We start from the raw sequence: 25,213 nt of genomic DNA, 5'->3' as shown, positions 1-25,213 counted from the left end.
ATTTTATCCCCTTTCCTTTCGTTTTCTGATTGCACCAAGTTCCCGGTCAATCTTGGGTGTCAGTTCAGCAACCAATGTTCCATCATCAAGAACGATTTGAACATCAAACGCATCAAGCAGTTCGGGGAAGAACTCTTGCAGCTCTTCCAAAATTCTTGCAACGATGCTTTCAAGGCTTTTGATTCTGTCACCAATTTCTGTTCTAATTGCGGTCATAAATCCACCATTAGATGTCAAGGCTCTTGCATCTGTGCCATCCTCAACACTAAACTGATGAATTTGTTTTGCAATTCTATTTATCCATCCTGTGTTGTTTTCCAACGGAACAACCGCTTCTGCACCACGTTCACCAAAGATTGCAGGTGTTGGTCTGTCAACAACACCACCTTCTGCAAGCTCTGCAATATGGTCAAGCGAAAATCCCCAGTGTTGACCACCTATTAACGGCACCCAGTCAGGAATGTCAATACTAATCATATTCAGACCATCAATGATTGCATTTATTGCGCCGATTATCCAGTTGATAGGTGTTTTAATAACATTCCAAATGCCATCCCAAAGGTTTGAAAACCATTCTTTGATGCCGTTCCAAGCGTTTTTGACACCGCTGACTGCGGCGTTCCAAATGTTACTGAACCATTCACCAACACCGCTGAAAATGCCAACAATACCGTCCCAAATACCTTTGAAGAAGCCTGTCACACTTTCCCAAATGCTCTTGATACCGTTCCAAGCACCTTCAAAAACGCCCTTGAACCAGTCACCAACCGCCGAAAATGCGTTACAAATACCCTGCCAAATGCCTTGGAAGAAAGAAACAACATTATTCCAAATAGCTTGGATGCCTTCCCAAGCCTTTGAAAACATGTTGCCGAACCACTCCGCAACAGGTGCAAAGATTTCCTGAATTTTCGTCCAAGCCTTTGAAAAGATTTCACTGAACGCTTCCCAAATCTTGGGTCCTGCTTCAACCAAAGCCTGTGCAACTGACACAACGATTTTTGGGATAGCTTCAATCAGACCAATGATGATTTCAGGAAGATGAATCACCAGTTGAATCACCAATTCAATCAAGCCTTCAATTAGTTGGGGTAAACACTCAATCAGTCCGGTGATGACCTTTTCAATGATGGTTGGCAAGGCTTCGATCAATCCCATGATGATTTGTGGGATTGCTTCAACGATAGCCAAAATAAATGAAATAAGACCATCAATCAGGGTTGGCAAGTTGTCCATAAGTGCATCAACGATTGATATTATGATGTCGGGCAAATTATCAATAATTGGTTGTAGAATTTCTCCAATGTGTTCCAATATGTACACAACTACATCTGTAATAGCTGTTACAAGTTGAGGAATAAGAGTTGGCAAAGCTTCAAGCAGAGTTCCCCATATAGAGTTCAAAGCCCCTGCAAGTGCCTTGAACACTTGTTCAAAGGCTGAAATAATATTGGGTAACATTTGAACTATCAATTTAGCAATCTGTGGTATCACATTAACCGCGGCATTTAATAAAGTTTGTGCGCCTTTTACAATTTCAGGCAGAACTTTTGAAATAACATCTGGTAACACCTCAATGATTTTGGGTGCAATCTTTTCTACTGCTTTTGCAATACCATTAAGAATCACACTGATTCTTGGAATGATATTTTCACCAACAGTAACAATGCTGTTGAAGAAATTATTGACCAGTTCATCAAGGTCAGCTTCGTCATCAGCAATACCGGTTATCAGGTTTTGCCACGCTGATTTTGCTGACTGAATGGAACCCTGAATGGTGGTTGATGCTTCCTTTGCGGTTGTGCCGGTGATGCCCATTTCTGTCTGAACAACATGGATTGCTTCTGCAATATCGGCAAAGGAAGAAATGTCATACTTGATACCTGATAGCTTTTCAGCATCTTCAAGCAGTCTTTGCATTTCTTCTTTAGTACCGCCATAACCCAACTTCAAGTTGTCAAGCATTGTGTAATTCTGCTTTGCAAAACCGTTATATGCGTTCTGTATTGATTCCATATCAGAACCCATTTTGTTTGCGTTGTCTGACATATCAATAATGATCTGATTCGACAATTCAGCAGACCTTGCAATGTTACCTTCCGACTTTTGAAGCGACTGATTCAAAGATGCAGAAAAGCCCATGACGGTTTCAAGATAGTCATTTGCTGAAAGTCCTGCCGTCTTATAAGCTACCTTTGAATTTTCAATAACATCATAACTCAAATCTTCAAAAAGGGTTTCTACACCGCCGACTAATTGTTCATAATCGGCATAGGAATCAAGTGCCTGTTTTCCTACGGCAACAACGGCTGTTCCTGCCGCAACCATTCCTACACCAATAACTTTTCCGGCTGTTGCGGCAACCCTTCCAACACCTGAAAAGAATTTTCCAAGTTTGCTTTCGGTTCTTTCACCTTCGTTGCCGAAATCCTCAACACTTTTCTGCGCTTCCTTTGCCTTGTCGGATGTTTCATCAATTCCCCTGTTTGCTTCTTCGTTTTTAAGGGCGATGGTGCCGAACAGTTTGAATAGTTCCATTCAATGCACCCCCTTTCTTATGTGGGTTCATAGCCGTTCAAAATTGAAAATGAACTTTGAACTGTTGCTTTGATTTCGTCATTTGACATCTGTGTTTCTGCTTGTTGGTCAACTCCAAGTGATGCTTTCCAATCATTGAATGATTTTTCTTCATCAACTTTGTGCAGGAAGAATTGCCATAATTTTTCATCTGTATCCAGTTCAACCAGTTTTGCAACAAATACTGCAAAGTTACCAGTTAAAATCATTTGGTCAACAAGCAAAAATGGACTTGCATATCTTTTAAATAGCAAGTCCATCCACTTGATGTATGTTAGTTGAGCAATTCCAAAGCAACCTTGAAAAAATCCGCAAAGTCATCCATCTTGATGAAGTCAATCAGCATCTTTGCAAATGTTGCCGGTGACATTTCGCTGATTTCTTTAACGGTCAGACCGCTGACATCTGCAAGTAATGCAAAGATGTCATTCTGACATTCACCATAATGTGCAAGAACGATGTTTGCCACCTTAAAGGCAATTTTCATTCCGGCAATGTTGGTGATTGCTTCCTTGGTCTTGGTTTTGTCCCTGAAAATCTTTGCCAAGTCACCAGTAGATGCAAAGCAGTCTGTGAACTGGTCAATACCAATCTTGCTGATGACCGTCGCCATCGGTGCAATATCCGTTGCCTGTAATTTTCTGAATGTATAGGGTTTCTTATTTGTTACTTCGTCCATTGTTCAACTGTCCTTTCTGTTTAACCCTGTGTAGGATAATAGATGTGATAAGGAAGCACCATGAGGTCAGCGGTAACATCCTGATAGCACTCAAAGGTTACCTTGACCACTGTGTTTTCCTTGTTCTTTGCTTCACCTTCAAAGCCGGTTGTGCAAAGCGCATTGTCAAAAATGATGATGATGGGTGTGTTGTCCGTTCTCCAACCGACAAAAGCAAGGTTTTCAAAATAGTCACCTTCCTGAATGTCGGGTTTGGATTCAAGCAGGGCAAAACCTTCAACATCGGAATCAACAGTTTCACCAATCAAGGTGTTTTTCAGCAGGTCAGGTGTGATTTCAACAAGGTTTGTTTCAAGGGTTGCAACCTCACCCTGTTTGAAAGTAAGACCCTTGACCTTGACCAACGCACCATCAACATCAACGTCGATAACTTCAGGCTTGATGCTGACTTTGTTGCCGCCAGATGTCGCACCAATCAGTGTTTCTTTTGCGTTCCATCCTTTGTAGAAATGGATGCTTGAATCAAATGCCGGTGCCGCATCGCCGTCCAGTTTGGCGTAGTGGTCAGCATCGCTTTTGGCATAATAATTCTTGTAATTGGTTGCCCAGTCAGCAGGTTCAGCAGTCAAAGCGTGATAACCAAACTTCAAGCCTTTATGAAGTGTACCTGCACCAAGCATAATAGACTTGGGTGTTTTCTCAGTAACACCATGCTTTGTAAATTCGTTATACATGAATCATTTTCCTTTCCAAGTTTTTATTGATAAATTGACCTGACATTTCTTCAGGTCATCATCTTCAATGGGGATTGTTAAAGAACCACCATAAAAGACTGCAACCGCCGTTCCGTTCTTGATGGTTGTTTGACCGTGCAAAAAATGGTCTTTGATTGCTGTTTTTTGCTGTTCAAGTTCTAAAAAACTACCCCTTGTGAATCCAGTCAAAATGACAGTAGGTTCACACTTGCCATCCTCGGTGATGTTTTCGGGTTCGGTGACCTCACCGACCCAGTAAGGATAGGTCAAGGGCGTTTTTGTCATTTGCATAAATTCATAGGTCAGACCAAGTGTTTCCATTTGGTCTGACACAAAAGCAAGAACATCAGTCATATCAGTTCAATCCTTTCAAATGTTCTTCCAATGCGGCTTGAAGGCTCGGTTTCAGGGTTTCCATTGCGTTCCATAATGCCCTGTTCGGCTTTTTACCGTGTGTGAAATGACCATCGCCTTTTTCATCCACATAGTACCAACCGCCTTTTCTGCCGTTTCCGTTCAGTGCATATTCGCCTGTTCCAAATTCTTCCCAAATTGCATTTTCCAAGGGTGAACCGATGGTTGCAGTCAGTTCTGCTTCATCAACAACATAGTCCCAAGAACCCTTTGTCTGACCGGTTCTGACCCTGCTGTTTCGTGCCGTCTGACTGACCAATTCCCCTGCCGCTTCGTGAAGAAATGCAACCCCTGCATCCGCAAGGGCGGCTTTGCACCGCATCCTGTTATCCTCAAAACTGACTTTGCCCATCACTGACCACCAACAAACTTCAAATAAATTTCAAGGTGTTGGTGCATAGTCATGGGGTCATCAATGACTTGTATCTGATAGACCTGACCATCAATCAGCATCCTTGCGTTCTCGCTTGTAGCATCAACAGTTTTCTGCAATGTCGCATCGGAAATTTTGCCGTTGACAAAATTCAGCGCATCCCACACCCATTGACCTGAAAGACCTTTGAAGGATTGAAAATCACAAAGAAAAATGTGGGTGGATTCCTGAATTTTAGAATTGAAATTGGTGTTTGATGATTCGCCGTTTGAGAAATCCAACCAACCTTTAACTGATGCAACGTCAACCCAAGTGTGTGTGCGTTCACCGATGCTGTTCTTTTCGCCTTCATCTTTAACCTGCAACAATGCAATCAGGTTTCCACCAATCTTTTTCATAGGTTAAAACCTCGCTTTGATGTAGGGTTTCAGGAAGCCAAGAAGGGTGATGGGATAACCCATCAACTGATTGTTTGCATCCTGCTGAAAATATGTCACACTATGTCTTGAAAGGGTTTCCGACTGAATACCAACCTTTTCACGGTTCTGAACATCCCACATCATCAGATTGATGACACCTTCTTTGAATGAAGCCGGGTATTGAACCTTGGTGATAAGGTTATAGGGTGCATCAAACAGTTCTTTGTCAAGTTCAATGGTGTGACCCACCCTTTTCATTTTCTTGACCACATACAAACCATCATTGATTGAATCAGTGATTTGAATGGTGTCACCCTCTCGGATGTATTCGCACCAACCGTCAATGCGGTTTGCGTTGGAAGGTGCTGAAAATCTGATTTTTCTGTTTTGGAAATTGTTGTTGGTGTAGGCTCTGACAAGTTCTTCAATCGCATCAAGTTTCATCTGCAATACTGCTTCATCAACCCCATCAAAATCAGAAATTTTTGTCAGTTCCTTGACATCAATAATCATTGTCAACACCCCTTTCTATTCAAAAAATAAAACCCCTGACTTCATCAGAAAAAGTCAGGGGTTATGTGTTGAAATTTAGTCAGTGGTAACGGAATAGCCCTTGTGGTTTCTGAACCATTCAGCCATTCTTTCATTTACACCAACCGCTTTGCCGTTCGCAAAGGCAACGCCGCCTGCGCCAACGCCGGTGAAATTGTTTTCAACTGTAACAGTGAAGGTCTTTGCCTTTTTAGGGGCTTTCTTCTTGGGTTCCTCAGCAGTTTCATTTGTGTTCTGTTCGCCCTTGGTTTCGGGCTTCTTGTTTGTATCAGCCATTGTTTTTCATCCTTTCTTATGCAATCTTGATGTTACGGAGAACACCAGCGTGCTGTGTGTTCTTCAGGACAGTTGCGGCAACAAGTTCCAGTTCCGCATCTTTGACCGGGTCAGGCTTGCTGAAATCGGGCAAGAAGGATTCAACAACAGAAGAACCGTTCATTGTGATGCCGTGGAAGCCGTCATTTACGTCAAACTTGACACCATAGATGTCAGTAACGCCGGTAACGGAAGAACCGCCGATGGTCTTTGTAGCAACAGGAATGACCGCATTTGCGGTTGCATGACCATCATTGATGGTGTAGTGATTCTTCATGTCGATGAAACGCAGACCATCAAGGCTGATGACCTTCTTGCCAAAAGCCTGTTCGGATTCGGTCTTGTAACCAAGGATTCTTGCCACCGTCTGAATCTTGGAAATCATCTTGGTGTTCATCAGAAGCGCATCGGCATCTGTTTCAGCCGCAAGAATGGTCAGCTTTTCATAAAATTCATCAGCGTTCTGCTTCAGTGCCGCCATTGTGGAAAGGTCGATGCTTCCATTAGCGTTGTACTCGGTGGTTGTACCTGCAACCATCGAATCAAGACCTTCAAATTCGGGATGGTCACCGCTTGCAGTTGTTACTGCATCACCATTAATCAGCGTGTAATTGAAAAGGGATGCAACCGCCTTGATGTGTTCTTCAAGCTGATAGGCAAAGTTGTTGAAGCGACCGTTTGCCTTGTTCAACACTCTGTCAATCTGAATCTTGCCGCCCATAATTGCAAGCTGTGCAATAAACTGTTCAACAGTTGCTTCCGATGCGGTATATTCACCATACAGCTTTCTGAACTCTGCAAGCGCAGGAAGAACCTTTCTGACATAGGTGTAACGCAGGGTGCTGTTGCCGCCGCCCTCTGCTACACAATCATCAAAGGGAAGCAGTGTCAGAATTTCCGATTCCCTGTAAAAGATGTCAACGATCTTGCCGAACACCTTGTCATTCATTGCGACCTTGATCTGTTCAAGTGTCATTGCCATAATCAATCATCCTTTCATTCCGCTGTTTGCGGATTGTATTTTAATTCAAGGGCTTCTGCAAGTGTTTTAGGCTCTGAACCGCCCTCATTGTGTCCATCGCCGTCAGGAAGTTTGTTTTCATCAATCTTCTTTTTTGATTCCGTTGAAAAATGCTGTGGGTACTGTGTTTTCAATGCGGCAATGGTGTCATCAATACCCTTGATTTTGCCATCATCACCAAGGGTGACTTCACCCTTTTCCTTGATCTTGAAAGTCAGATAATCAACGTCAGTGACCTTTGCTTCAAGCAACGCCACTTTCAGTGCCGCATCGACCTTGGTCTGCTGAAGCTCTTTTTCCATCTGCTGAATCTTTCCTTCATACTCGGTGATTTTGCCCTGCAAGGCTTCATTGCCCTTGCTGTCTTTCTTCAACTGTTCAATCAGGGTGGTGGATTCACCGTGCTGTTTGGTCAGTGCATCAAAATCACCTTTCAGTTTGCCATAGCGAACATCAAGGTTTTCTTCCGATGCCGTGAAGATTTTGTTCTGTTTCATTTCACCGATGACGGATTCAACCGCCGCATCGTCCAGTCCTTTTGCTTTCAAGATTTCCTGTAATGTCATTTTGTTCATCCTTTCAACTACAATTTTTACAAGTTATGTCTTGATTGAAATACCTCTCTTTTACATCTGACCTTTGAAGATGAAAAATGGTATGAAAAAAGCACCCTTGCAGGTGCTTCAATCAGTAAATCAAATTTTAGTATGCGCTGTTTCAAGGTCTTTTTGTTGATTTAAGTATTTTTCAAATTCCTGTTTTACATTATCAGGGGCATCATCTCTAATGCCTGAAATACCGTTATCATCATAAGTAACCCAATTATCCCAAATTTCGGGTAACCTCACGGGACACCGCCACCTTTCAAATGTTTATATCGTTCAACAGTCAGTTTCCTGATTTCTGTTGATAATGGGTGTGCATTTTTTCCATTAGCATATACATCAGCAAATGCTTCAGCCAACGTTTCTGATGGATTATCTAAAGCATACCTTGAAATACCTTGTTTTAGTTCATCGTTCTTTTTTCCTTTTCCGAATGGTGTCTTTTTAATATTTTTACAAGCTCGACTGACTATTCCTTTTGCTTCAGCACATTGATTGTATGCCATGATTTTTTGCCAATCATAAACATTGGATGGGTTCATCTGACACAATATCCATTCAACCGCGTGGGCTGATTCATGAACTCCTATTGATTCAGGGCTAACATTTGCCACCCACCATCCACCGCCATATTGCTGACACAACCCTTCCAACTTTTGCAAATCACTAAAATATGCAGGATTGAAACTGATTTTGTCACCTGCGCAACTCATTACACCCCTATTGGAAGTCATAACAGTTTGAACTGATTGACCAAGTTCGGGAAAATCTTGAACCATATCTTCATATCCCATCAAGGGTCTTTTGACAACATCCAAAGATAATTTTGAAACAGATGGGTGCATCTGTATTCCATAGTTCTTTTGTAAATAATCAGACAGTTGTGTAAAGTCAGAACAGCTTTGTATAGTAATGTTACCACCTTTTGACGATGATTTCAATGATTTTGTCTGTTTTATATATTTTTGTTCAAAATCTTTGAACCCTGAACATTTGATGAACCCACCATCTTCATTGTTCCATTTCTGATAGGGTTCTTTGTCCTCATAGGTAACTTCACCAGTGTTCGGGTCAACCTTTTCTTTCAATGCCCATCTTGCCCTTTGGAGAAGGCAACACCTACAGTTGCAATCTTCAGCAGCAATGCCGAAATGACCGGGCGCATTGACCTTCATTCCAGACACTTCAAAGGCTTCATCAAGTTCCCTGACTTGACCATCAAGCAACCTGTGATTCGGTCTTGTTTTGCCGTCAAGGGTAGAATCCCACTGTTTAACAATATCCGCACCCTTCTTCTTTGCCGCTTGCATTGCATCCAACCGGGCATCATTCTGAACCCTGTGTCCTTCTGTCCGTGCAATCAGCATTGACCTGTTCATATCAGACTGACCATATTCAGTAATGTTCCGGGCAATGTCAGCATAGGTCATTTGTGATGCAAGACCTCTTTGCAACTCGGTTTTGACTTGTTCTTTCAATAGCTTGGTGTTCACCCCAAGTTTATTTGAAAGTTTGAAATCATCACCAGTTTTTTGAACCGCCTTGATAACCTGCTTTTGGTCAATCGGAATCGTCAGCGGAACACCTTGTCCTTGCCAGTCATACGCAGTACCGATGAAGCCGGTCTGATAACAAGTATTGAGATAATCGGCAATGGTTGAAAAGTTGTTGCCCTGAAGTGTGTCAAGGATGCCTGAAATTTGTGCTTCCAACTGCTTTTGAAATTCAAGCTGATAGGCTTTTGATTGTGTCAGCGGATTTGCTTGCAGTTCCTTGATGTTTCTTCTGATTCTCGCAAGGGCTGATGTATAATTGCTTTCAAGCCGCTTCATCACAACCTGTTCATCGTGCAGGGTTGCTTGATACACTTCTTTTTGACGGTTATTCATCAACCATCACCGCCTTCATCGTCCACCGGCTTATTTGCAAGGGTTTCCGATGCGCTGTTCAGGTCAACAACAGGATTCTGTTCAAGCTTTGCCTTTACATCTTCAAAATCAAAGTCAAACAGGTCACAAATAGCCTGAAGAATTGTGTCATTATCAAGTTTTGCCGCCATATTTAGAATAGTATTTAACTTGATTTGTTCGGTTTCGGCTTCCGTTTTTTCAATCTGCGCATTATCAGAAGCGTTGGTCATTACCTCACGTTCAAATTCAAAATAAACATCGTTCAACTGATAATCAGTTTCATTGATGTCATTGATTTCCTGCAAAGCAACCTTGACCAGTTTCTTCAAAAATGCTCTGACTTTGGTTTCAAGTTTATTGCACTTCAAATCCAACAGGGCATATCTTGATTTGATGACAATGTTTGTGATGTTTCCATCACCAAGCTGTGCCGCATTAAAGCCCATACCAAATTTGTATATGTTCTTTTCGTCAATTTCTAACTTCTTGACCCTTGCATCATAGGGCAAATCAACCGTCTTGACATCAACATCACCATCAGGTTCAACACCGATGTGTTTCTTGGTTTTGATGTTCTGTATCAGTTCTTCCATATTGTCACCTTGGAAGCCCTTGACTACATACAAGGCTTCTGATACATCTTGCAGGTTATTTGACAGCCCACAAGCCATCAGGTCATAATCATCAATTAATGCCTTGACCGGGTTCAAATGACTGGTCTGCTTTCGGTTGGCATCCAGTCTGAAGAAGGGGATGAAATCAAAGGAATCACCAAACTTGCCTTCTTCATTGTCTTTTTCATAGACAATGTGTGGTCTTGGGTTCAGTGGTTCATCAGTGTCCTTTTCAATCTTGTTTGAATCGACTTGAACATAATAATGAACTTGCTGTTTATCCCACACCTGAATCCGCTTGATTTCCTTTTTGTTTTTGTCAATGCGGTCAGTGTAGATATATATGACATATTCGTTGTGGTCATCTGTGTCCTTTGCCTTAACTTTAATAACGCCCATTGCATCAGCGTATTGGAAGGAAATGCGGTCATCAGCGTTCTTGTAGGCGTATATATCACCGAAACCACATTTGCACACATCGGTCAAAGTATCAGCAAATTCATCCCTGAAATCATCACCGAAATATAAGTCAAGCTGTTCTTGCAGTTCAGGAATGTCCGATTTGACAAACCCTTCCTTGCCGGACAACATATATTGAACACACTGGTCAACCAGTTCGGTGAAGAAAGGATGACAAATCTTGATGTTGCTTCTTGTAGTATCTTCAACCAACTGCCCATTTGCGTTGAAGTAGTACAATTTATAGTTCAAAATATCATGCTTTCCTTCATAATACCTTGAACCGACTTTTGCACTCTGCTTTCTTGGGCTGTTTGCATCGTCCTGAATTAATCTGCTGATTTCGTCTATTGTAAGCATCTTTTTTCACCGCCTTTCCGCATAGAATTTATTGTGTAAATAAAATAAGAACCTGCATCTTTTCAGAATTGATGCACGTTCCTGTTACTACCGTGTTACTAATACAACCATTTATTATTCCTAATGTATTGTTCAAGACCATAACGCATTGCATCCATTAAATGGTTGAAATCATCAATGGGAACATTCAACTTGTTTCCAAACTTGTCCTTTTCCCAAGTGTAGTTTGAAATTTCGGTCAAGAAGTTCACGCACCGGGGATGAATGATGATGGTGCAGTCCTGAATCCATTGGATGCCGTTGTTGATGCTGTCTTTGCCCTTTTCGGCTCCCTTGACCCTCATTCCGTAGCCTTTCAATTCGGCATTTGATTTTGGTTCTGCTGATTCAGCGGTAAATTTATCTTTACCATAACCCATCTTGCAAAGGGTATCATATATCTTTTTGTTTGACAGTCCCTTTTCATACATTTCATCCCACACATAGATTGTATGTGTTTCAAGGTCAACAAAACCAATGAAGGCGGCTGATGGGTCATTCGTGAAACCATAGTCAAGACCAAAGCCTGACTTCAAATCAGGGTGCTGTTCTTGAATTTGTTTCAGACTGAACATCTGTTCATGCCAATTTTCATAGACAAGACCATCAACGATGCCCCAGTCACCAAGACCTGCAACTCGGTATCTTCTCGGATTTTGTTTCTTCATCCGTTCAAATACCTTCTTGTCAGCTTCGTCCAACCACTCATTGCACAAATAATTGGTAGTGATTGCAAGAATGTCCGGGTCAGGTGGTGCATCGAAAAATCGCTTTTTTATCCAGTGATGTTCATTCCAAGGGTTGAAGGTCAGGGTGATTTGTTTGAATAAACCTTCCGGTACTTCACCACGGATTGATTCATCAATGGTGTCAAAATCTGATTCCTGCATCAATTCATAGGCTTCTTCAATCCAAAGCCAACAAAGGACACCTACATCAACAGTGATTGATGTGACTTTCAAAGGGTCATCCAATCCCCTGAAGAATATTTTTTGACCGGTTTCTACATTGACAATTTCAAGGGGTGATTCTTTTGCCACCCATTGATTTTGCAATCCCAGTCTGTTGATAGCCCATTTCAGTTCTGTGAAACAAGAATCTTTTAGTGTTCTGTATGTTTTACGGATAACAAGCAAATTTGCTTGCCGATATTTTTCTTTTGACAGGTTCGCCATATACCACAAAGCAGAAGTCTTTGACTTTTTGGATGCTCGTGAACCTTTAACTACTCTGTAACGTCCTTTGAACTTCCAAAACTCATTGTAGCCTTTACCAACGATTTGTGACATCTTCAACCTTGTATCATACATCAGACCACCGCCTATTTATGACACAATATGTGCTAAACCACTTTGAATAGGGAAAAGAAGGCTGTTTTGTTACTAACCTGATACTATTCATCAAGGTCATCAACAATCACAACCTTTGTTCCACCGTCAATTTTTACTTTATCGGTGAACATTCCCAAATGCTTTCCAAGCAGTTCAAGGGCTTTTAACTTTGATGCAACCTTGACTTCTCTTTCAACACTTGAACCTGTTTCACTTTCGGATTCCTTATATTTTATTGATTCAATGCAAGCAAGGTCATTACTTGATGCACCGGATTTAATTCTTCCATTGGCATCAACAACATCAGTCATCTTGATAAATGCGATTTTTGCCAGTTCAGAAATAACCCTGTCCTGATTGATACCTGTGCGCTTGCTTCTTTCTGCCATTGCTTTCCCAATAGCACTTTGAACTGAAGTTTTCTGAAGTAGTTGATACCCTTGTTCTTGCGCTGTTTGTGGTGAATAACCTGCCCTGATAGCAGCTTGTGTTGCGTTCAGGTCAATCAGGTATTCTTCAACAAATCGCTTCTGCTTTTGTGTCATTCTTGCCATCACACAACACCTGCCTTTCAACGAAAAATCACCACAAATGATGTCCAAAGGAGGAAACAACATCATTGTGTGGTGATTTAGATAAATTTCTAATTATAATTATATTATAATTGAAAAGTAAATTTCAATTATTGAAAAGTAAATTTCAATAAAGTTTAGTTGGTTGTTTTCATCACTTTGCTAAAGGAAATCAAAGCATCTTTGTGAATTTGATGAATCCATTGCACTGTATATCCCATTTTATCAGCAATATCATTCCAAGAATAAAACAGAATATATCTGTATTGTAGAACACATCTTTGGGTGTTATCTTGTATTTGTTCAAGATAACTTCTGATTTCTGTTTTCAAGTCAACAAATCTGTCAATTTCTGAATTGATATGTGCTTCAAGGTCAACAATTTTCTGCACCGGATTCACAAATGGTGCTTGTTGTTTATGACCGCCTGAAGGCATACCGGACAAAGATGGTGAAGAAACAGACAAAGCAAGCTGTTTAAGTTCACGCAATTCAGCGAGGTCAGCATCAATCAACGCATCAAGTCTGTATGCTTGTTTTAAGTATTGTTTCACTGTCATTTTCATCACTTCCTTTCAACGGATTTGTAACAAGTGTAACAAGTAACAGATGACTTCTATATTTTCTTATTTTTAGGGAAGTATAAAAATTTGATGATTAAAAATTCTTATTATTTGAACAAAAGAAGAAAATATCTGTTACATCTGTTACACCTGTTAAAAAATCCAGTGTTTATGCGGCTTTTGTTATGTAACAGATAAAAGAAATGTATCTGTTACTTAATTGTTACAACTACCTCCGTAACAACATTTTCCATCGTGAAAAGCACCGCAATTCTCTTTTTGACATTCCACAAACTCTGCTGTGTTCTGTTGTGCTTCCATCCAAGATGTCTGCTGACCATTTTCATCATAGGTCATTCGGGTCTGTGTTACCACTTTTCTGTTCACGGCATAAGGGCAAATCATTTCACATTCACCCCCTTTGATAAATAATCATCAAAAGTTGCAAAACAATCTTTGACATTAAATTCACTATTAGGTGTTCCGACAAAAATTGAATCATCATAAACTGTATAGTTTTTAACTTTTGTTTTAAACATTTTATTTTCATTCAAAACAATGAAGATTTCCTGACCGAAATCAAAGAGAAGTGTGATTTGATTCACCTTGGGAACCCCCCCCTTGACCATTGCAATATCCTTCCGGGTTTGTCTGTAACGTGTTCACACTTCAGACCAATCACAATGTCAATAGCGTTGAGGTCATCATATATGGTTTGCCGCTTGACCTTTTCACCGCTGTAACGCTCGACCATCTGTTGAAGCTGTTTCACTGTGATGGGTTCATCGTGTGTCAGGAAGAATTGTGTGAATAAAACAATGCGCTCTTTTCCAAGACCTTTCACTGCACAACACCTCTTTGCAGTGCTTTCAGGTAGTCATTGAATAACCGGTTTCTGTTCTTATTTCTGACCCTTGCTTTCTTTGCGTGAAGGGCAAGATGAACAACCCTTTTATTGTCGTAATGCTTGCAGTAATATCTGAAACCTTCCACAATGACATTCATCACCGGTCTGATTTGTTCAAAAACAGTTTTTGTTACTGCTTCAATAACAGGCTTCAGGCCTTCAACCAAAGACTTGATAATTTCATCAAATGCCTTGTTGAAATTTTCCAGTGCTTCACTGTATTCCGTCATCGTCAACATTCCTTTCCCATTCAATTTCAATGTGACCACACCTTCTGCATCGCAACACATGAACAGTCACATTTTGATACGTTTCAACTTCATCATACAGACAAGGGTCAAGTTCGTTCACTCCGTCCGGCTTGATGCTGACCCCATCGGGCGGTTGACACTTTTGATTTTTGAGGAATTGAAGTTCTTTCTGCCATTCAGCAAGTTGTTTGTGTTGGGCTTTACATTCAGCGCAAACATCATCACGGTTGCTGACCTCAACACAATGTTCAATAGCTTCTTGTAATGCCATCATCTGAATATCCTTCCTGAATCAGTGTGTTTCAACTCCATCCTGTTCAAAAGTTCAAAGCCTGATTCTTTAATAATGAACTTTATCACTTTGATCAGGAAATTGCATTTGTGTTCCGTGTCGGTGATGTTCTTAATTCCTTTGTATGCGGTTGGGTCTGCATAACCTTCTGCGTTGGTGTAGGGTGTTTCTGTGTTTGCCATAAATTCACCGCCTATGTTGCAGGGTTCATCAAGTCAGCAAAAGACTGTGAATCAATGTTCACCTGTGCAGGTTGGGCAAGGCTCATATTGAATTTATCACACATTGCCGCCACTTGGATTGCCTCAACTGCAACCTGCTGTGCAAGCGTTCCGACCATCTTCATCTGAACTGTTGCGTTCTCATTTTTCTTGATTGCCGCCCAAGCGTTGGCAAAGACTTCAAGCAGACCGTTCATCCCATCCATCACTTCTTCAATTTCTTCCTTGATAACGGCATAGCCTTCATGCTGTGAATGGAACAAAGGGAACTGGTCATTTGCGCTGTTCAGCTTTTTGAAAGTCAGGATTTCAACATCCTTTTCAACTGCGTTCATTGCTGTCCAGCCCCCTTCACATCAAAAATGATAGTGCTTTCTACTATTGTAGAAAAAAACATACATTCAGGAAATTTGATTGTGGTCTGAACCGTTGCCCCTGTGATTAAATCAGGGGCAAGAAATTCCCCCTGTTTATTTTCATCATATCCGATGCCGACTTTGGCATCATCGGGAATCAGTGAAACCAATTCTTTTAACTGTTTACCTGTCATCATTTTGTTTCAACTCCTTCGGCTTTAAATGTAATATGTGTTTTGACATAAAAGAAATCATCTGAATCCATTGAAAATAAACTTTTGGATTTCACCTCACAACCGAATGTGTTATTGATTTTAAAAATTTCACTATCCGAACCAGATGTCTGAACATCAATGTTGACAATAGCTTCATCGGGAATTGATGAAATCATTGCTTTTAATTCTTTACCTATCATTTTTCATCATCCTTTCTGATGAATACCCAAACAGGATTTTTTCTATTTGGGATTCTGACTTGTTTTTTATCAAGACCGGTCAAGCGTTTAATCTGCTTGGTAAATTCTGGTTTTGAAATACTCTGCAAACCGCTGTGTGAACAGTAATAATCATACTTTGTGAATACTTCCGGTATAGGCTGATGTTCAAGTTCAAAACCTTCCATTTCACATTCTTCAAGGAATCCTAAAATGGGGTTATTCGTTTTCTTGTAATCATCAATTTCTTGTTGCACCTTAACTGATTCGGTGAATCCCTGATTTTTAATGACATTCTTCAGGGCTTTCAGTCCCAAAACAATCAGGTATTCCATAACATCCTGCTCCTGAAGTTTATACTTGATGTTGCTGTCATAATCAGGGTCATCCTTGCTGAACTCGGCATTGAATGGAACAATCAACAAACGCCGCAAAACTGCCCCTGTCTTGTCTTTGATTCGGGGAATATCGTTTGCACTGAAAAGGAATTTTGCATAATTGTTAAATTCAAAAGGTTTTTCACCTTTATTCTGAACCTGCACCCTTTCGCCGGTCACAAACTTCTTAAAAATGGAAGCATTGACAATAAATTCATCAGAAATATCATCACCAAGGTTTGCCAGTTTGCCAAACAATGCAGTGTTCTGAAATTTTTGATCAAGTTCTTTCAGATCAAGCGCACTGATGTTCTTTTCGTCAAGCAGATGTTGAACCATACCAATGAATGTTGATTTGCCATTTGACCTGTCACCGGTCAGAATGAAGGCTTTTCCACCGCCCAAAGTATTTGACCGATAGAAACATGAACCAATACATTCTTCCAAAATAGTTCTGACCTGTTCATCGTTGCAAGCAATTTTGTTCAATGTTCGGTCAGCAAGTTCAGAATATGCCGCCGGGTTATAGTCCCAAGGGATGCGGTTGGTGATCACCACATCGGGTGAAAATGGGTTCAGGGTGTCGGTGGTCAGATCATAAATACCATTGCGGAAGGCAATGAAATTTGGTTTTGCCATTTCTGTATTTTCAAGCAGAAGCAAGTTCAAATACTTGAAAACTTCTGACCGCTTGGCATTTGAAAGACTGCTGATGTGTTGAATCATAGCGGCTTCAACTTCATCCTGACCTGCAACATAAATTCCATCTTTGAATAAATGAAGTTGACCATTGATGCGGATGATGTGATGATTGTTCTTTAGAAATGTTGCAAACTTATCAAACAGGAAAGTGTTGCCCTTGAAAAAGATGTCTTTCAGGAAGGCATCATCACGCAGAACCACATCCAGTTCATCATCGGAAAGTGGTTCTTTTAACACATACTTGTTGATGATGCGGATGGTTTGTCTTGCTTCTTCTTTGCTGAAATCGTTGCCCTGCAAAGTCAAAATATAATTGAACAAGGCTTGGTTCCGTCCGTCACCGGCTTCCATATCCAAAAACTGTTGTGTGGTTTTGATGGGGAATAACCATTTCGGCAATTCCTGATATTCTTCACCTTCCAAGATGTCATATAATAGTTCACGTTCTTTTCCATCAATCTTCAAAACCTCGTAGCAGGATTTGAAACCGGATTTGATGTCAACCCTCAAACCGCAAGCAACCTTGGTTTTTGTAAAACAATTTTTGACTTTACTGTTTTTGAACAAAAAGTGCATCCCTGACCGGCTCTGCAAAACTCTGCATCTGATGTTTTCACCTTCACATATTTTCAGCAAAACTTCTGACTGCTCCATATCGTCAACATCAATCAGGATTGCATCTGATGCCAGTATTCCGGCATATTCGGGAAGTGATGAAACTTGTTTAAGGGTTTTGAACTTTGTTCTGCCTTTGAATTTTTCAGCGGCATTTTTATTTTCAGTCATTATGTACCCTTTGAAAAAAGACACCCTTCATCACTTCCTTTCATGTGTGTGTGTGTGTGCAAATTCAACACCGCCCTTCATTTAGAAAAGCAAGGTATTTGACATATTTGTTTTCTAACCTTTGAAGGCGTTTGAACTCCGTTTCACACTGCTTTTTCTCTTTTGAACCTGCTTTTGTATTTGGATATATTTGTTTGATTTTAGCAATTTCGGCATCAATTTCAAGGATTTTTTCCTTGAAGTATTCTGCTAAATCTGCTTTTGTTTCATCGTCACACCATTGTCTAACCAACTGCAAAAGCTGTTTTGCCTTTTTAATCGTATTAGGGAAAAATGTGTCAAGATGAATAATCATGTTTCCTGTGTACCAGTTGATTTTTAAAAATTCCATTAAATCACCACCCCAAAATCAGACAACCGCTTGTTTGCAAAATTGATATACCATTGCTTGTCCAGTTTCGCCGGAACCTTGACACCGTTCACTTCATCGTTCCAGATGAAACAGTGTTCAGGGCTGTTGGTCAGTTTTGCCGGTCTGCCGGTTCTGATGCTGACCTTCTTGACTCCTGCATCATTCGGGTTCTTGGAAGCAAAAACCCTGATGCACTTTTCTTTGATGGGCTTGTCGCCGTGAAGAATATGACTGAACTTGTTTGAAATCTTTGAAACCAGTTGAAATTCCTTCAAATCATTACACTGCATTATTGTCTGTTCCGGAAGGATGCCATGCACCATATAATTGACCACCGCTTTATTCAGAATCGGAAGGTCATAATCTAAATCAGACAGTTGTTTGATGTAACCGCCTTTGGTTTTCATTGCACCTGTTTCCCGGTCAACGATCAAATAATTGTTCACATCCTTTTGGAATATTTCACCAAAGAATGTGTCAAAGTCCATTTTCATCCCTGTTCGGTGTTCCCATTCAGCAACTACATCATCAATGATGTCAAAATCTCGGTCATAGTCTTTCAATCTGATGATGATACCATCTGTGTTGTTCTGCACAAGTTCACAAAATGGTTCAAGATGTTCAATCAGGTCAAGCAAAAGAAGTTGACCGTTGATGCAAATGCTGTTGTTGCTCATAGGGTCATATAATGCAGATTGTTTCTGCTTCATCTGACCACTGATTGCATTATCCATAATTTTGAAAGGCAACCTTGCTTTTTTATCACCTTTCCGCTTGAAGGCAATATTTGAATCGTGTATAAATTCAAAATTTTCAGGGTTGTCCATTACTCTATAACCGAAATGATATTGCTTTTGTAACGATGGATAATAAGCCGTAACATCAACAATCAGGAAATCACCTTTTGTGTGATATTTAGGAATAGCGCCGTGACCGCCGCCCCAACTGAAAGTATGGGGAACACCTGCAACCATCACATTATCTTGTGATTTGGTGTAGTCGTGATTTTCGGGGTTTCTGTACCAATCGGCAATGTGTTTGTATTTATTCAGGCTGATGCAGTCAAGGATTGGGAACTGAAATTCATCATCAAAGTTCTGACCTTTACGGTTACCGCCCAAAATTTCAGCCGCCAACTGCGCTTTTGTTTTCGATAAAGAACTAATGGGAAGATGGAAGTGCTTGATGAAGTACATCATTGTGTTGAACTCTTGAACCCTTTTGATGAACACTTCCATTGTCTGTTGAACATCATGCCGACAATAGAAAATAGTCTGTTCAATTTCTTCAGGTGTCAATTTGCGGTCAATATCAAAAGGAACTGATGTTTCTTTAATATTGTTTCCCATAAAACCTTCAAAGGATTTCAAGCCCCTGTCAGTCCCAAGCATCACATCATAGTTCAATAAAGGAATCTGTTTGAACATACTGCTGAACTTCCAACCGGGGTTTCCTTTGAGAATGATGTAATCATTAATTTTCTTCGGGTCAAAACCACAAAGGATGCCTTTTAAAATATACTGGTCATAATGCCTTGAATTATAGCCAGTCCAAACGTCATTGCAGTGTTCATCATAGAACTTTTGCAGTGCATCGGGGTCATTCACAATGACTTTTTCCTGTCTGTTTGAAGCATCATTAATTACAACTAACCAGTCATAAATAAAAACTTCAAAATCATAAAAAAGCATTGTTCACCATCCTTTCTTCCGTGATGGGTGGTGACGATGCAGAACACCGCCACCACCTTTTGATGTGGTTTATTCGCCTACTTCAAAAACTTCCGTGATTTCGTATGTACTGAAACCCTTTTTGCCTTCCTTGTAAGAAAGGGCAAATTCAAGGTTGCCATCAATCGCTTCTGCAACATCCATCAACAGGTTGCCATACTGACGATAGGTCACAAACTCAATGTCGATGCCGGTGTCCATGCTTCCTAACAACTCATTGACAATATGGATTTGGAATCCTTTGGTCACCACCTGATTCATAAAAATCAGGCTTCCTTTATATTCACCGGTCAGAACCTTGAACCAAATGGTTACCATCGGGTCACCCTTTTTGGATGTGGTCAGTTCTAACTTCTGAACGGAAACTTCATAGTCACCATGCGGAACTTCCACATATTCACCGCCGTTTTCAGCGGCTTCCTTGACATCCTTTGCCAAGCCTTCTGTGTCAATTGCCTTGTCAAACTTATCCCAAATATTTTCTGCCATTGTTATTCACCTTTGTCCTTTCAAAATTATTCTGCGGTGGTCTTTCTTGTTCTGCGTGTTCTTTTCGGAACCTCGGGTTTCGGCTGTTCGGTTTCTGTTTCCAGTGTTTCAGTTGGTGCATCGGTTGATGTATCAGTTTCAGTTGAAACATCAGTTGGTGCATCATCGGTCTGACCTTCGTCAACCGCTTCATGTACCGGTTCAGCAGGTGCAGGTTCTTCCTGCGTTTTCCTTCTGCGTGTTCTCGCCGCTTTCGGGGCTTCTGTGGGCGTTTCTGTGTTAGTAGTGTATTTTGTCACCTGCTCGGTTTCGTGTGCTGTGGTGCCTTCCTGCGCCTTTCTGACCGCCCTTCTGTTTGCTTCATCGTAAACGGTAAACAGGGCATTGACATCAAGGGGAATTTCCTTCTGTGTGACTGTCAAGCGACCGCCACCGAAAATGACTTCATCAGACTTGAAGTTGAAGGTTCTCTGATTGCCGTCAGCAACAATTCGGGCAACAATGTCAACCATACCGGCAACCTTCAAAGCAACCTTGTCCTGCATATTCGGTTTAATTGCCGTGATTTTGTCGCCGCCCTTCTTGGTAATGTCCTTGGATGTATCTTCGTGGGAAATCAGGATGATGTTCTCATAGTCCAACGCCATCAGCCGCTTCAATGTGTTCAGGAACTCGCCCCTGACCATATCCCAAGCCTTGAAGGAATCGTCTGATTCGTGCTTGATGCCCAGTTGGTCATACATATACAAGCGGCAAAAATCATACAAATCTTCAACAAGGTCAACCACAATGGTCTTGAACTCATTTTCCTTCTTTTCCAGTTCGGAAATGATGTCCTTGAACACCGCCCATGCAAGGGTTCTTTTGGTCAAGCGACCTTCGACCTTGACTTCATCCTTAATGCGGATATAGGGTGCATCGACAAACTTGATGTTTCCATCGGTGTTCAGCATTAAGGGGTCGGGGAAGGCGTTTGCAAAGGTAGTTTTGCCGCAGAACGGCACACCATAAATCCAAATGACCCTTTTTTCAACCTTTTCAAGGCTTCTTCTTTCTTTACTCGGTAACTTCATAAAATAGTCCCATCCTTTCTGACAAAATTCTTCATAATCACAATATCTACAGAACCAAGATTGTTTCTGCGGATATTCTGTTGATTCACTGATGGTCTTGACTTTCAGCAGGAAGTCAATGACCTTTTCGGGCTTATATTCAATCTGAACAATGTGGGGTTCACTTTCGTTCAGCTTGTCCCGGATGCGCTGTCTAAACTGCATCAAATCCTCTGTCTTTTTCTGCTTGATGTTCACCTTGGGAACAAAAACAAAATATAAATTGCGGATGTGCTTGCCGGGGTTGCACTTTTCAAAGAAATATTTGTACAGATGCAGTTGGTTTGATTCCTTATAATGATTTTCATTGTTGGAATATTTGAAGTCATAGATGTCATAAGTGTTGGGTAATTCAACACCCCTTTCAAAGACTGTTGCAGGTGCAAGCAGGTCAATAAAGCCGTGAAAATCATCATCTTTAATTTCAACTTCATATTCACCGGAAGGCAAGATTGCTTTTGCCTTTGGAATCATCGTTTCCAGTTTAATTGCTTCATTGATGTGGGCATCGCTGATGATGGGATAGCTGAAGAAGTATTCTTTCAAGGCTGTCTGCACATCTTTTTCAATGCCGGTGTGTAACGCTTTTCCCACAATCAGTGCATTGTCTGCATCAATCGGACTGTTTACTTTTGCCCCTTCCAGATAGCGCAGTTTGAAATTGAAAGGGCATTTTTCAAACGCTTCAACCCTGCTGTGTGACCACTGCATTTTCTCACCCCTTCCACCAATGTTTTGAAATCGTCAAACCTGTCAGGGTAGAGGATGACACCAATACACCCTGAATCATTGATTTGTGTGATGTTGTGTTTTTGAATTTCTGATGGTCTGCCTGTGGGTGCTTTCAATTCAACATCAATGTTGATTGCGTTCACAACTATGTGCATATCGGGCAAGCCTGATTTTGAATAACCGCCACCCCAACGCTTTTCATAATAACCACAAGGTGTGACCTTCATTTTCTGCTTTGCGGTTCCCAGTGGATAAACACCGATGGATTCAAGCCATTTTTTGACTTTGACTTCAAAATTCTTTTCAGCCGCCACATCATCACTTCCTTTTCATTGCGCCGATGATTGCAAGCAGAAGGATTGTTCCACAAATAATCAAGGTAATTTGAACACTGACCGACATCACTTGTCACCACCTTTGACTGTAATTTTGACATAAGCGGAAGTCTTGCTGACTTTGGAACATTCTGCTGCAATTTCGGGGTGCAGTTTTTTCAACTTCGTGCCGTCAACCGCTGTTCTTATTCCATCCGGAACATAGGTGATTTCAAGTTCATCAGAATTGAATTTTTTAATGCCGTATAGCTCCATAGCCGCCTTCAGCTTGTCTTTCAATTCTTTTTCTTTTGCTTCAACCTGCTTCTTGATGGTGACGATGTTGCAAATCTCCTGCATCACATTAATCTGACTGTTTTTGAAGGTCTGTAAACCGCTTTCTTCATCAAAGGTTGATTCGTCGCAAGTGTCGGGACGCTCTGAACATTCTTCCGCACAAGAACCAAATTCAGGGCAACAACGACAACACCCTTCAAATTTACCCAATGGACAAGCGTTTTCACATTTAATCATTTTATTCACCACCTTTCATTGTGGGCTTCAATACCGATGTAGGGAACGGAAGCCGCCTGTTCACTTCCGACAACGTGACCGCAAATCGCATCAAGTTGATAATTCATTTCACGCCTGAACCGCCTGATAAATCTGCGGAATTTATAACCGAACGTGGGTTCAACTTCGTGCCGGAACAACTTTGACCCTGCCATACATTGTGCCGTGTGACCGATGTCACCGACAATCTTTTCAATACTGTGTGTTTTCCTGTTGACTTTGATTTTGACTGTCATTGAAATTCTCCTTCGTATTTGATGAATAGTGCATCATCATAATTTTTGCGCTGTTTTAGCGTTTCCAAAATCTGCTGTTCTACACTGTTTTTGACCATCAACAGATAATAAAAGCAGTTGTTTTTCTGACCAATTCGATGAATCCGCTTCATTGATTGTTCAAAAAGTTCTGAACTTTGCGGAAGGGTGAAATAAATGATTTTATTTGACTTTTGAAGATTTAGCCCCATTGCACCGGCTTGATACTGCACAAAGGTCACTGAATCACTTTTTGTTTCGTAGGCATCCAAGTCCTTGATTGAACCGTTGACGATGGAAACAGGCTTTTCAATGCTTTCCACAATGGATTTCATCTTTGCCAGTTCTTCGTTGAAATTATAGAACACAATCAATCTATCATCGGTGGATTCAATCAAGTCTTGAAAGGCTGATAATTTTGCTTTGCTATACTGACCGCAAAGTTGCCTTGCATACATCCTTTTGGTCAACTTGGTATCACCAATCAATTCTGTACCGTCTGAAAGTGTCACCAAATCATTCCGCATGAAATATCTGAACTCTTTGGTGTTGGTTACCTCAACCGGAATCTGCACCTGTTCAGGAAGGTCAAACACTTCATCGGTTTTCATAAAGACACATCCATGCTGTTTCAGCTTCATTTTCAACCGGTCAACATTCTTGTAATCAACAATCACATTCCGCATAAAACCTGAACCATCATCAATCTTTTCTGTAACCGTGTACTGGTTCAAAAATAGTTTCTTGCTTATGCTCCATCCAAGCAAGTGAAGCTGTGACCATAGTTTTTCATATTTACCGCCTGTGGGCGTTCCTGATAACAGAATTACATTGTCAGGGTTTAGTTTGTGAATGAACTTGGTTCTTTTTGCTGTGGGATTTGTTATCATTGATGATTCATCAAGCATTAAGGTGAAATGCTCCAATTTCAACAATTCAGGTCTACGAAAAGCAAGTTCATAGTTGATGACATAAATTCTATGACCAACAACTAATGGTTTGGTGATGAAATTTTCATTTGTAGAAAACCACTTTGCCTTTTCTTTGGTCAAATCCATAACTTGGTAAGGATAGCAATCGCTTTTAATGTGTCCGGGATAACCATAATATTTATTTAGATGTTCTACCCAGTCTTGAACTTTTGACTTTTGACACACCAACAAATTGATTGTTGAACCTAATTGAATCATCTTTTCTGAACCGACAAATGTTTTACCAAGTCCCATATCAAGATAATAGGCAACCCGGTTGAAGTCTTTGGTTTCTTGCAGTGCCTCGACCTGATGGGGATATAACTGAACCGGCATCAATGTTCACCTGTTTTAATTCCTGTGATTTCTTCAAAGATTTTCACATCAAAATTTGGAAGTGATGCAATAACCATCTTGTCATCATAAGATAAAGAATCCCACCACTTTTGACCACATTCTGATTCATCAAGAACTTTCAAATAACCACCTGTGGTTGTGTGTTCCGGGTGCTGTTCTTTTTCAGCATCGGTCATGTTTTCTGACCACACCCATTCAAGCAGGTCATGTTTGATTTGATTCAACAAATACCTTGCTTTGGAATCAAGCCAATCTCTGAATGTCCAATCAGAAGGTTTGTTGAACATCAGAATTTTTGCTTCATTGGTATTGAAAACACCAGATGAAAAGGAAGTCTTGTTCCAGTTGCCGCTGTTACGGTTGCCGCTGTTACGGTTGCCGCTGTT

At 40.8% G+C, this 25,213-nt stretch carries 36 protein-coding genes; all 36 read right to left on the bottom strand.

Annotated features, from left to right (window positions below; all coding sequences use genetic code 11):
* Positions 1 to 3 precede the first annotated feature (3 nt).
* Positions 4 to 2,538, bottom strand: a complete 2,535-nt coding sequence (locus BLP46_RS13210; protein ID WP_207645219.1) for a phage tail protein — start codon at positions 2,536 to 2,538, stop codon at positions 4 to 6.
* Positions 2,539 to 2,555: 17 nt separating this feature from the next.
* A complete protein-coding gene (locus BLP46_RS07525) occupies positions 2,556 to 2,831 on the bottom strand; it encodes a hypothetical protein (RefSeq protein ID WP_143000467.1) in 276 nt (91 codons plus the stop codon).
* 20 nt (positions 2,832 to 2,851) lie between these two features.
* A complete protein-coding gene (locus BLP46_RS07520) occupies positions 2,852 to 3,256 on the bottom strand; it encodes a hypothetical protein (RefSeq protein ID WP_092977805.1) in 405 nt (134 codons plus the stop codon).
* A 20-nt stretch (positions 3,257 to 3,276) separates the two neighbouring features.
* The gene (locus BLP46_RS07515) at positions 3,277 to 3,990 is read right to left on the bottom strand and encodes a hypothetical protein (protein ID WP_092977803.1); all 714 of its coding nucleotides are present in this window, start codon (positions 3,988 to 3,990) and stop codon (positions 3,277 to 3,279) included.
* Positions 3,991 to 3,993: 3 nt separating this feature from the next.
* Entirely contained in the window at positions 3,994 to 4,365 is a 372-nt protein-coding gene (locus BLP46_RS07510) for a hypothetical protein (protein ID WP_092977801.1), read from the bottom strand.
* A 1-nt stretch (position 4,366) separates the two neighbouring features.
* On the bottom strand, positions 4,367 to 4,777 hold the full coding sequence (locus BLP46_RS07505; RefSeq protein WP_092977799.1) for an HK97 gp10 family phage protein: 411 nt from the start codon (positions 4,775 to 4,777) through the stop codon (positions 4,367 to 4,369).
* A complete protein-coding gene (locus BLP46_RS07500) occupies positions 4,777 to 5,196 on the bottom strand; it encodes a hypothetical protein (RefSeq protein ID WP_092977798.1) in 420 nt (139 codons plus the stop codon). Before BLP46_RS07500 ends, BLP46_RS07505 begins: the two co-directional genes overlap by 1 nt.
* Before the next feature lie 3 nt (positions 5,197 to 5,199).
* Positions 5,200 to 5,730: a head-tail connector protein gene (locus BLP46_RS07495; protein WP_092977796.1), complete on the bottom strand. Its 531-nt coding sequence runs from the start codon at positions 5,728 to 5,730 to the stop codon at positions 5,200 to 5,202.
* Between the two features lie 75 nt (positions 5,731 to 5,805).
* The gene (locus tag BLP46_RS07490) at positions 5,806 to 6,045 is read right to left on the bottom strand and encodes a hypothetical protein (protein ID WP_092977794.1); all 240 of its coding nucleotides are present in this window, start codon (positions 6,043 to 6,045) and stop codon (positions 5,806 to 5,808) included.
* A 16-nt stretch (positions 6,046 to 6,061) separates the two neighbouring features.
* A complete protein-coding gene (locus tag BLP46_RS07485) occupies positions 6,062 to 7,066 on the bottom strand; it encodes a major capsid protein (protein WP_092977792.1) in 1,005 nt (334 codons plus the stop codon).
* A gap of 14 nt (positions 7,067 to 7,080) precedes the next feature.
* Positions 7,081 to 7,671 carry a phage scaffolding protein gene (locus tag BLP46_RS07480; protein WP_167669215.1) on the bottom strand — a complete coding sequence of 197 codons (591 nt, stop codon included), beginning with the start codon at positions 7,669 to 7,671 and terminating at the stop codon, positions 7,081 to 7,083.
* A 129-nt stretch (positions 7,672 to 7,800) separates the two neighbouring features.
* Positions 7,801 to 7,953 (bottom strand): hypothetical protein, encoded by a 153-nt coding sequence (locus BLP46_RS13055; protein WP_167669214.1) that lies wholly within the window; start codon positions 7,951 to 7,953, stop codon positions 7,801 to 7,803.
* Complete coding sequence (locus tag BLP46_RS07475; protein ID WP_092977788.1) at positions 7,950 to 9,599, bottom strand: phage minor head protein; 1,650 nt, start codon at positions 9,597 to 9,599, stop codon at positions 7,950 to 7,952. The genes BLP46_RS13055 and BLP46_RS07475 overlap by 4 nt, the downstream gene beginning before the upstream one ends.
* Entirely contained in the window at positions 9,599 to 11,053 is a 1,455-nt protein-coding gene (locus BLP46_RS07470) for a phage portal protein (RefSeq protein ID WP_092977786.1), read from the bottom strand. The genes BLP46_RS07475 and BLP46_RS07470 overlap by 1 nt, the downstream gene beginning before the upstream one ends.
* A 98-nt stretch (positions 11,054 to 11,151) precedes the next feature.
* On the bottom strand, positions 11,152 to 12,402 hold the full coding sequence (locus BLP46_RS07465) for a PBSX family phage terminase large subunit (RefSeq protein ID WP_092977784.1): 1,251 nt from the start codon (positions 12,400 to 12,402) through the stop codon (positions 11,152 to 11,154).
* 83 nt (positions 12,403 to 12,485) lie between these two features.
* Complete coding sequence (locus BLP46_RS07460; protein ID WP_353961304.1) at positions 12,486 to 12,977, bottom strand: terminase small subunit; 492 nt, start codon at positions 12,975 to 12,977, stop codon at positions 12,486 to 12,488.
* Positions 12,978 to 13,132: 155 nt separating this feature from the next.
* A complete protein-coding gene (locus BLP46_RS07455; protein WP_092977782.1) occupies positions 13,133 to 13,555 on the bottom strand; it encodes a hypothetical protein in 423 nt (140 codons plus the stop codon).
* Between the two features lie 219 nt (positions 13,556 to 13,774).
* Positions 13,775 to 13,963: a hypothetical protein gene (locus BLP46_RS07450; RefSeq protein ID WP_092977780.1), complete on the bottom strand. Its 189-nt coding sequence runs from the start codon at positions 13,961 to 13,963 to the stop codon at positions 13,775 to 13,777.
* Entirely contained in the window at positions 13,960 to 14,163 is a 204-nt protein-coding gene (locus tag BLP46_RS07445) for a hypothetical protein (RefSeq protein ID WP_092977778.1), read from the bottom strand. Before BLP46_RS07445 ends, BLP46_RS07450 begins: the two co-directional genes overlap by 4 nt.
* On the bottom strand, positions 14,160 to 14,402 hold the full coding sequence (locus BLP46_RS07440; RefSeq protein ID WP_092977776.1) for a hypothetical protein: 243 nt from the start codon (positions 14,400 to 14,402) through the stop codon (positions 14,160 to 14,162). Before BLP46_RS07440 ends, BLP46_RS07445 begins: the two co-directional genes overlap by 4 nt.
* A complete protein-coding gene (locus BLP46_RS07435; protein ID WP_092977774.1) occupies positions 14,399 to 14,695 on the bottom strand; it encodes a hypothetical protein in 297 nt (98 codons plus the stop codon). Before BLP46_RS07435 ends, BLP46_RS07440 begins: the two co-directional genes overlap by 4 nt.
* Positions 14,679 to 14,990, bottom strand: a complete 312-nt coding sequence (locus tag BLP46_RS07430; protein WP_092977772.1) for a hypothetical protein — start codon at positions 14,988 to 14,990, stop codon at positions 14,679 to 14,681. Before BLP46_RS07430 ends, BLP46_RS07435 begins: the two co-directional genes overlap by 17 nt.
* Positions 14,987 to 15,190: a hypothetical protein gene (locus tag BLP46_RS07425; protein ID WP_092977770.1), complete on the bottom strand. Its 204-nt coding sequence runs from the start codon at positions 15,188 to 15,190 to the stop codon at positions 14,987 to 14,989. The genes BLP46_RS07430 and BLP46_RS07425 overlap by 4 nt, the downstream gene beginning before the upstream one ends.
* An 11-nt stretch (positions 15,191 to 15,201) precedes the next feature.
* Positions 15,202 to 15,564 (bottom strand): hypothetical protein, encoded by a 363-nt coding sequence (locus BLP46_RS07420; RefSeq protein WP_092977769.1) that lies wholly within the window; start codon positions 15,562 to 15,564, stop codon positions 15,202 to 15,204.
* Positions 15,561 to 15,782, bottom strand: coding sequence for a hypothetical protein (locus tag BLP46_RS07415; protein WP_092977767.1), 222 nt, complete (start codon positions 15,780 to 15,782; stop codon positions 15,561 to 15,563). The genes BLP46_RS07420 and BLP46_RS07415 overlap by 4 nt, the downstream gene beginning before the upstream one ends.
* Positions 15,779 to 16,000 carry a hypothetical protein gene (locus BLP46_RS07410; protein WP_092977765.1) on the bottom strand — a complete coding sequence of 74 codons (222 nt, stop codon included), beginning with the start codon at positions 15,998 to 16,000 and terminating at the stop codon, positions 15,779 to 15,781. Before BLP46_RS07410 ends, BLP46_RS07415 begins: the two co-directional genes overlap by 4 nt.
* Positions 15,997 to 17,883, bottom strand: coding sequence for a DNA primase family protein (locus BLP46_RS07405; protein WP_092977763.1), 1,887 nt, complete (start codon positions 17,881 to 17,883; stop codon positions 15,997 to 15,999). Before BLP46_RS07405 ends, BLP46_RS07410 begins: the two co-directional genes overlap by 4 nt.
* Before the next feature lie 64 nt (positions 17,884 to 17,947).
* Positions 17,948 to 18,274 (bottom strand): hypothetical protein, encoded by a 327-nt coding sequence (locus tag BLP46_RS07400; protein ID WP_092977761.1) that lies wholly within the window; start codon positions 18,272 to 18,274, stop codon positions 17,948 to 17,950.
* Positions 18,274 to 19,986 (bottom strand): hypothetical protein, encoded by a 1,713-nt coding sequence (locus tag BLP46_RS07395; protein WP_092977759.1) that lies wholly within the window; start codon positions 19,984 to 19,986, stop codon positions 18,274 to 18,276. The genes BLP46_RS07400 and BLP46_RS07395 overlap by 1 nt, the downstream gene beginning before the upstream one ends.
* Positions 19,987 to 20,055: 69 nt before the next feature.
* Positions 20,056 to 20,514, bottom strand: a complete 459-nt coding sequence (locus tag BLP46_RS07390; RefSeq protein WP_092977757.1) for a DUF669 domain-containing protein — start codon at positions 20,512 to 20,514, stop codon at positions 20,056 to 20,058.
* Between the two features lie 26 nt (positions 20,515 to 20,540).
* Complete coding sequence (locus BLP46_RS07385; RefSeq protein WP_092977755.1) at positions 20,541 to 22,337, bottom strand: AAA family ATPase; 1,797 nt, start codon at positions 22,335 to 22,337, stop codon at positions 20,541 to 20,543.
* Positions 22,253 to 22,672, bottom strand: a complete 420-nt coding sequence (locus BLP46_RS07380) for a VRR-NUC domain-containing protein (RefSeq protein WP_092977753.1) — start codon at positions 22,670 to 22,672, stop codon at positions 22,253 to 22,255. Before BLP46_RS07380 ends, BLP46_RS07385 begins: the two co-directional genes overlap by 85 nt.
* 87 nt (positions 22,673 to 22,759) lie before the next feature.
* Positions 22,760 to 23,206, bottom strand: a complete 447-nt coding sequence (locus tag BLP46_RS07375; protein ID WP_092977751.1) for a hypothetical protein — start codon at positions 23,204 to 23,206, stop codon at positions 22,760 to 22,762.
* A gap of 5 nt (positions 23,207 to 23,211) precedes the next feature.
* Positions 23,212 to 23,481 (bottom strand): hypothetical protein, encoded by a 270-nt coding sequence (locus tag BLP46_RS07370; RefSeq protein ID WP_092977749.1) that lies wholly within the window; start codon positions 23,479 to 23,481, stop codon positions 23,212 to 23,214.
* The gene (locus BLP46_RS07365; protein WP_207645218.1) at positions 23,478 to 24,806 is read right to left on the bottom strand and encodes an SNF2-related protein; all 1,329 of its coding nucleotides are present in this window, start codon (positions 24,804 to 24,806) and stop codon (positions 23,478 to 23,480) included. Before BLP46_RS07365 ends, BLP46_RS07370 begins: the two co-directional genes overlap by 4 nt.
* Positions 24,806 to 25,213 (bottom strand): hypothetical protein (locus BLP46_RS13050; protein WP_207645217.1); only part of this gene is annotated, 408 nt, incomplete at its 5' end. The genes BLP46_RS07365 and BLP46_RS13050, both read right to left, overlap by 1 nt.

It is taken from the genome of Ruminococcus sp. YE282 (assembly GCA_900101355.1).
GTDB lineage: Bacteria > Bacillota > Clostridia > Oscillospirales > Acutalibacteraceae > Ruminococcoides > Ruminococcoides bromii_A.
This window is presented reverse-complemented; position numbering and strand designations above follow the sequence as displayed.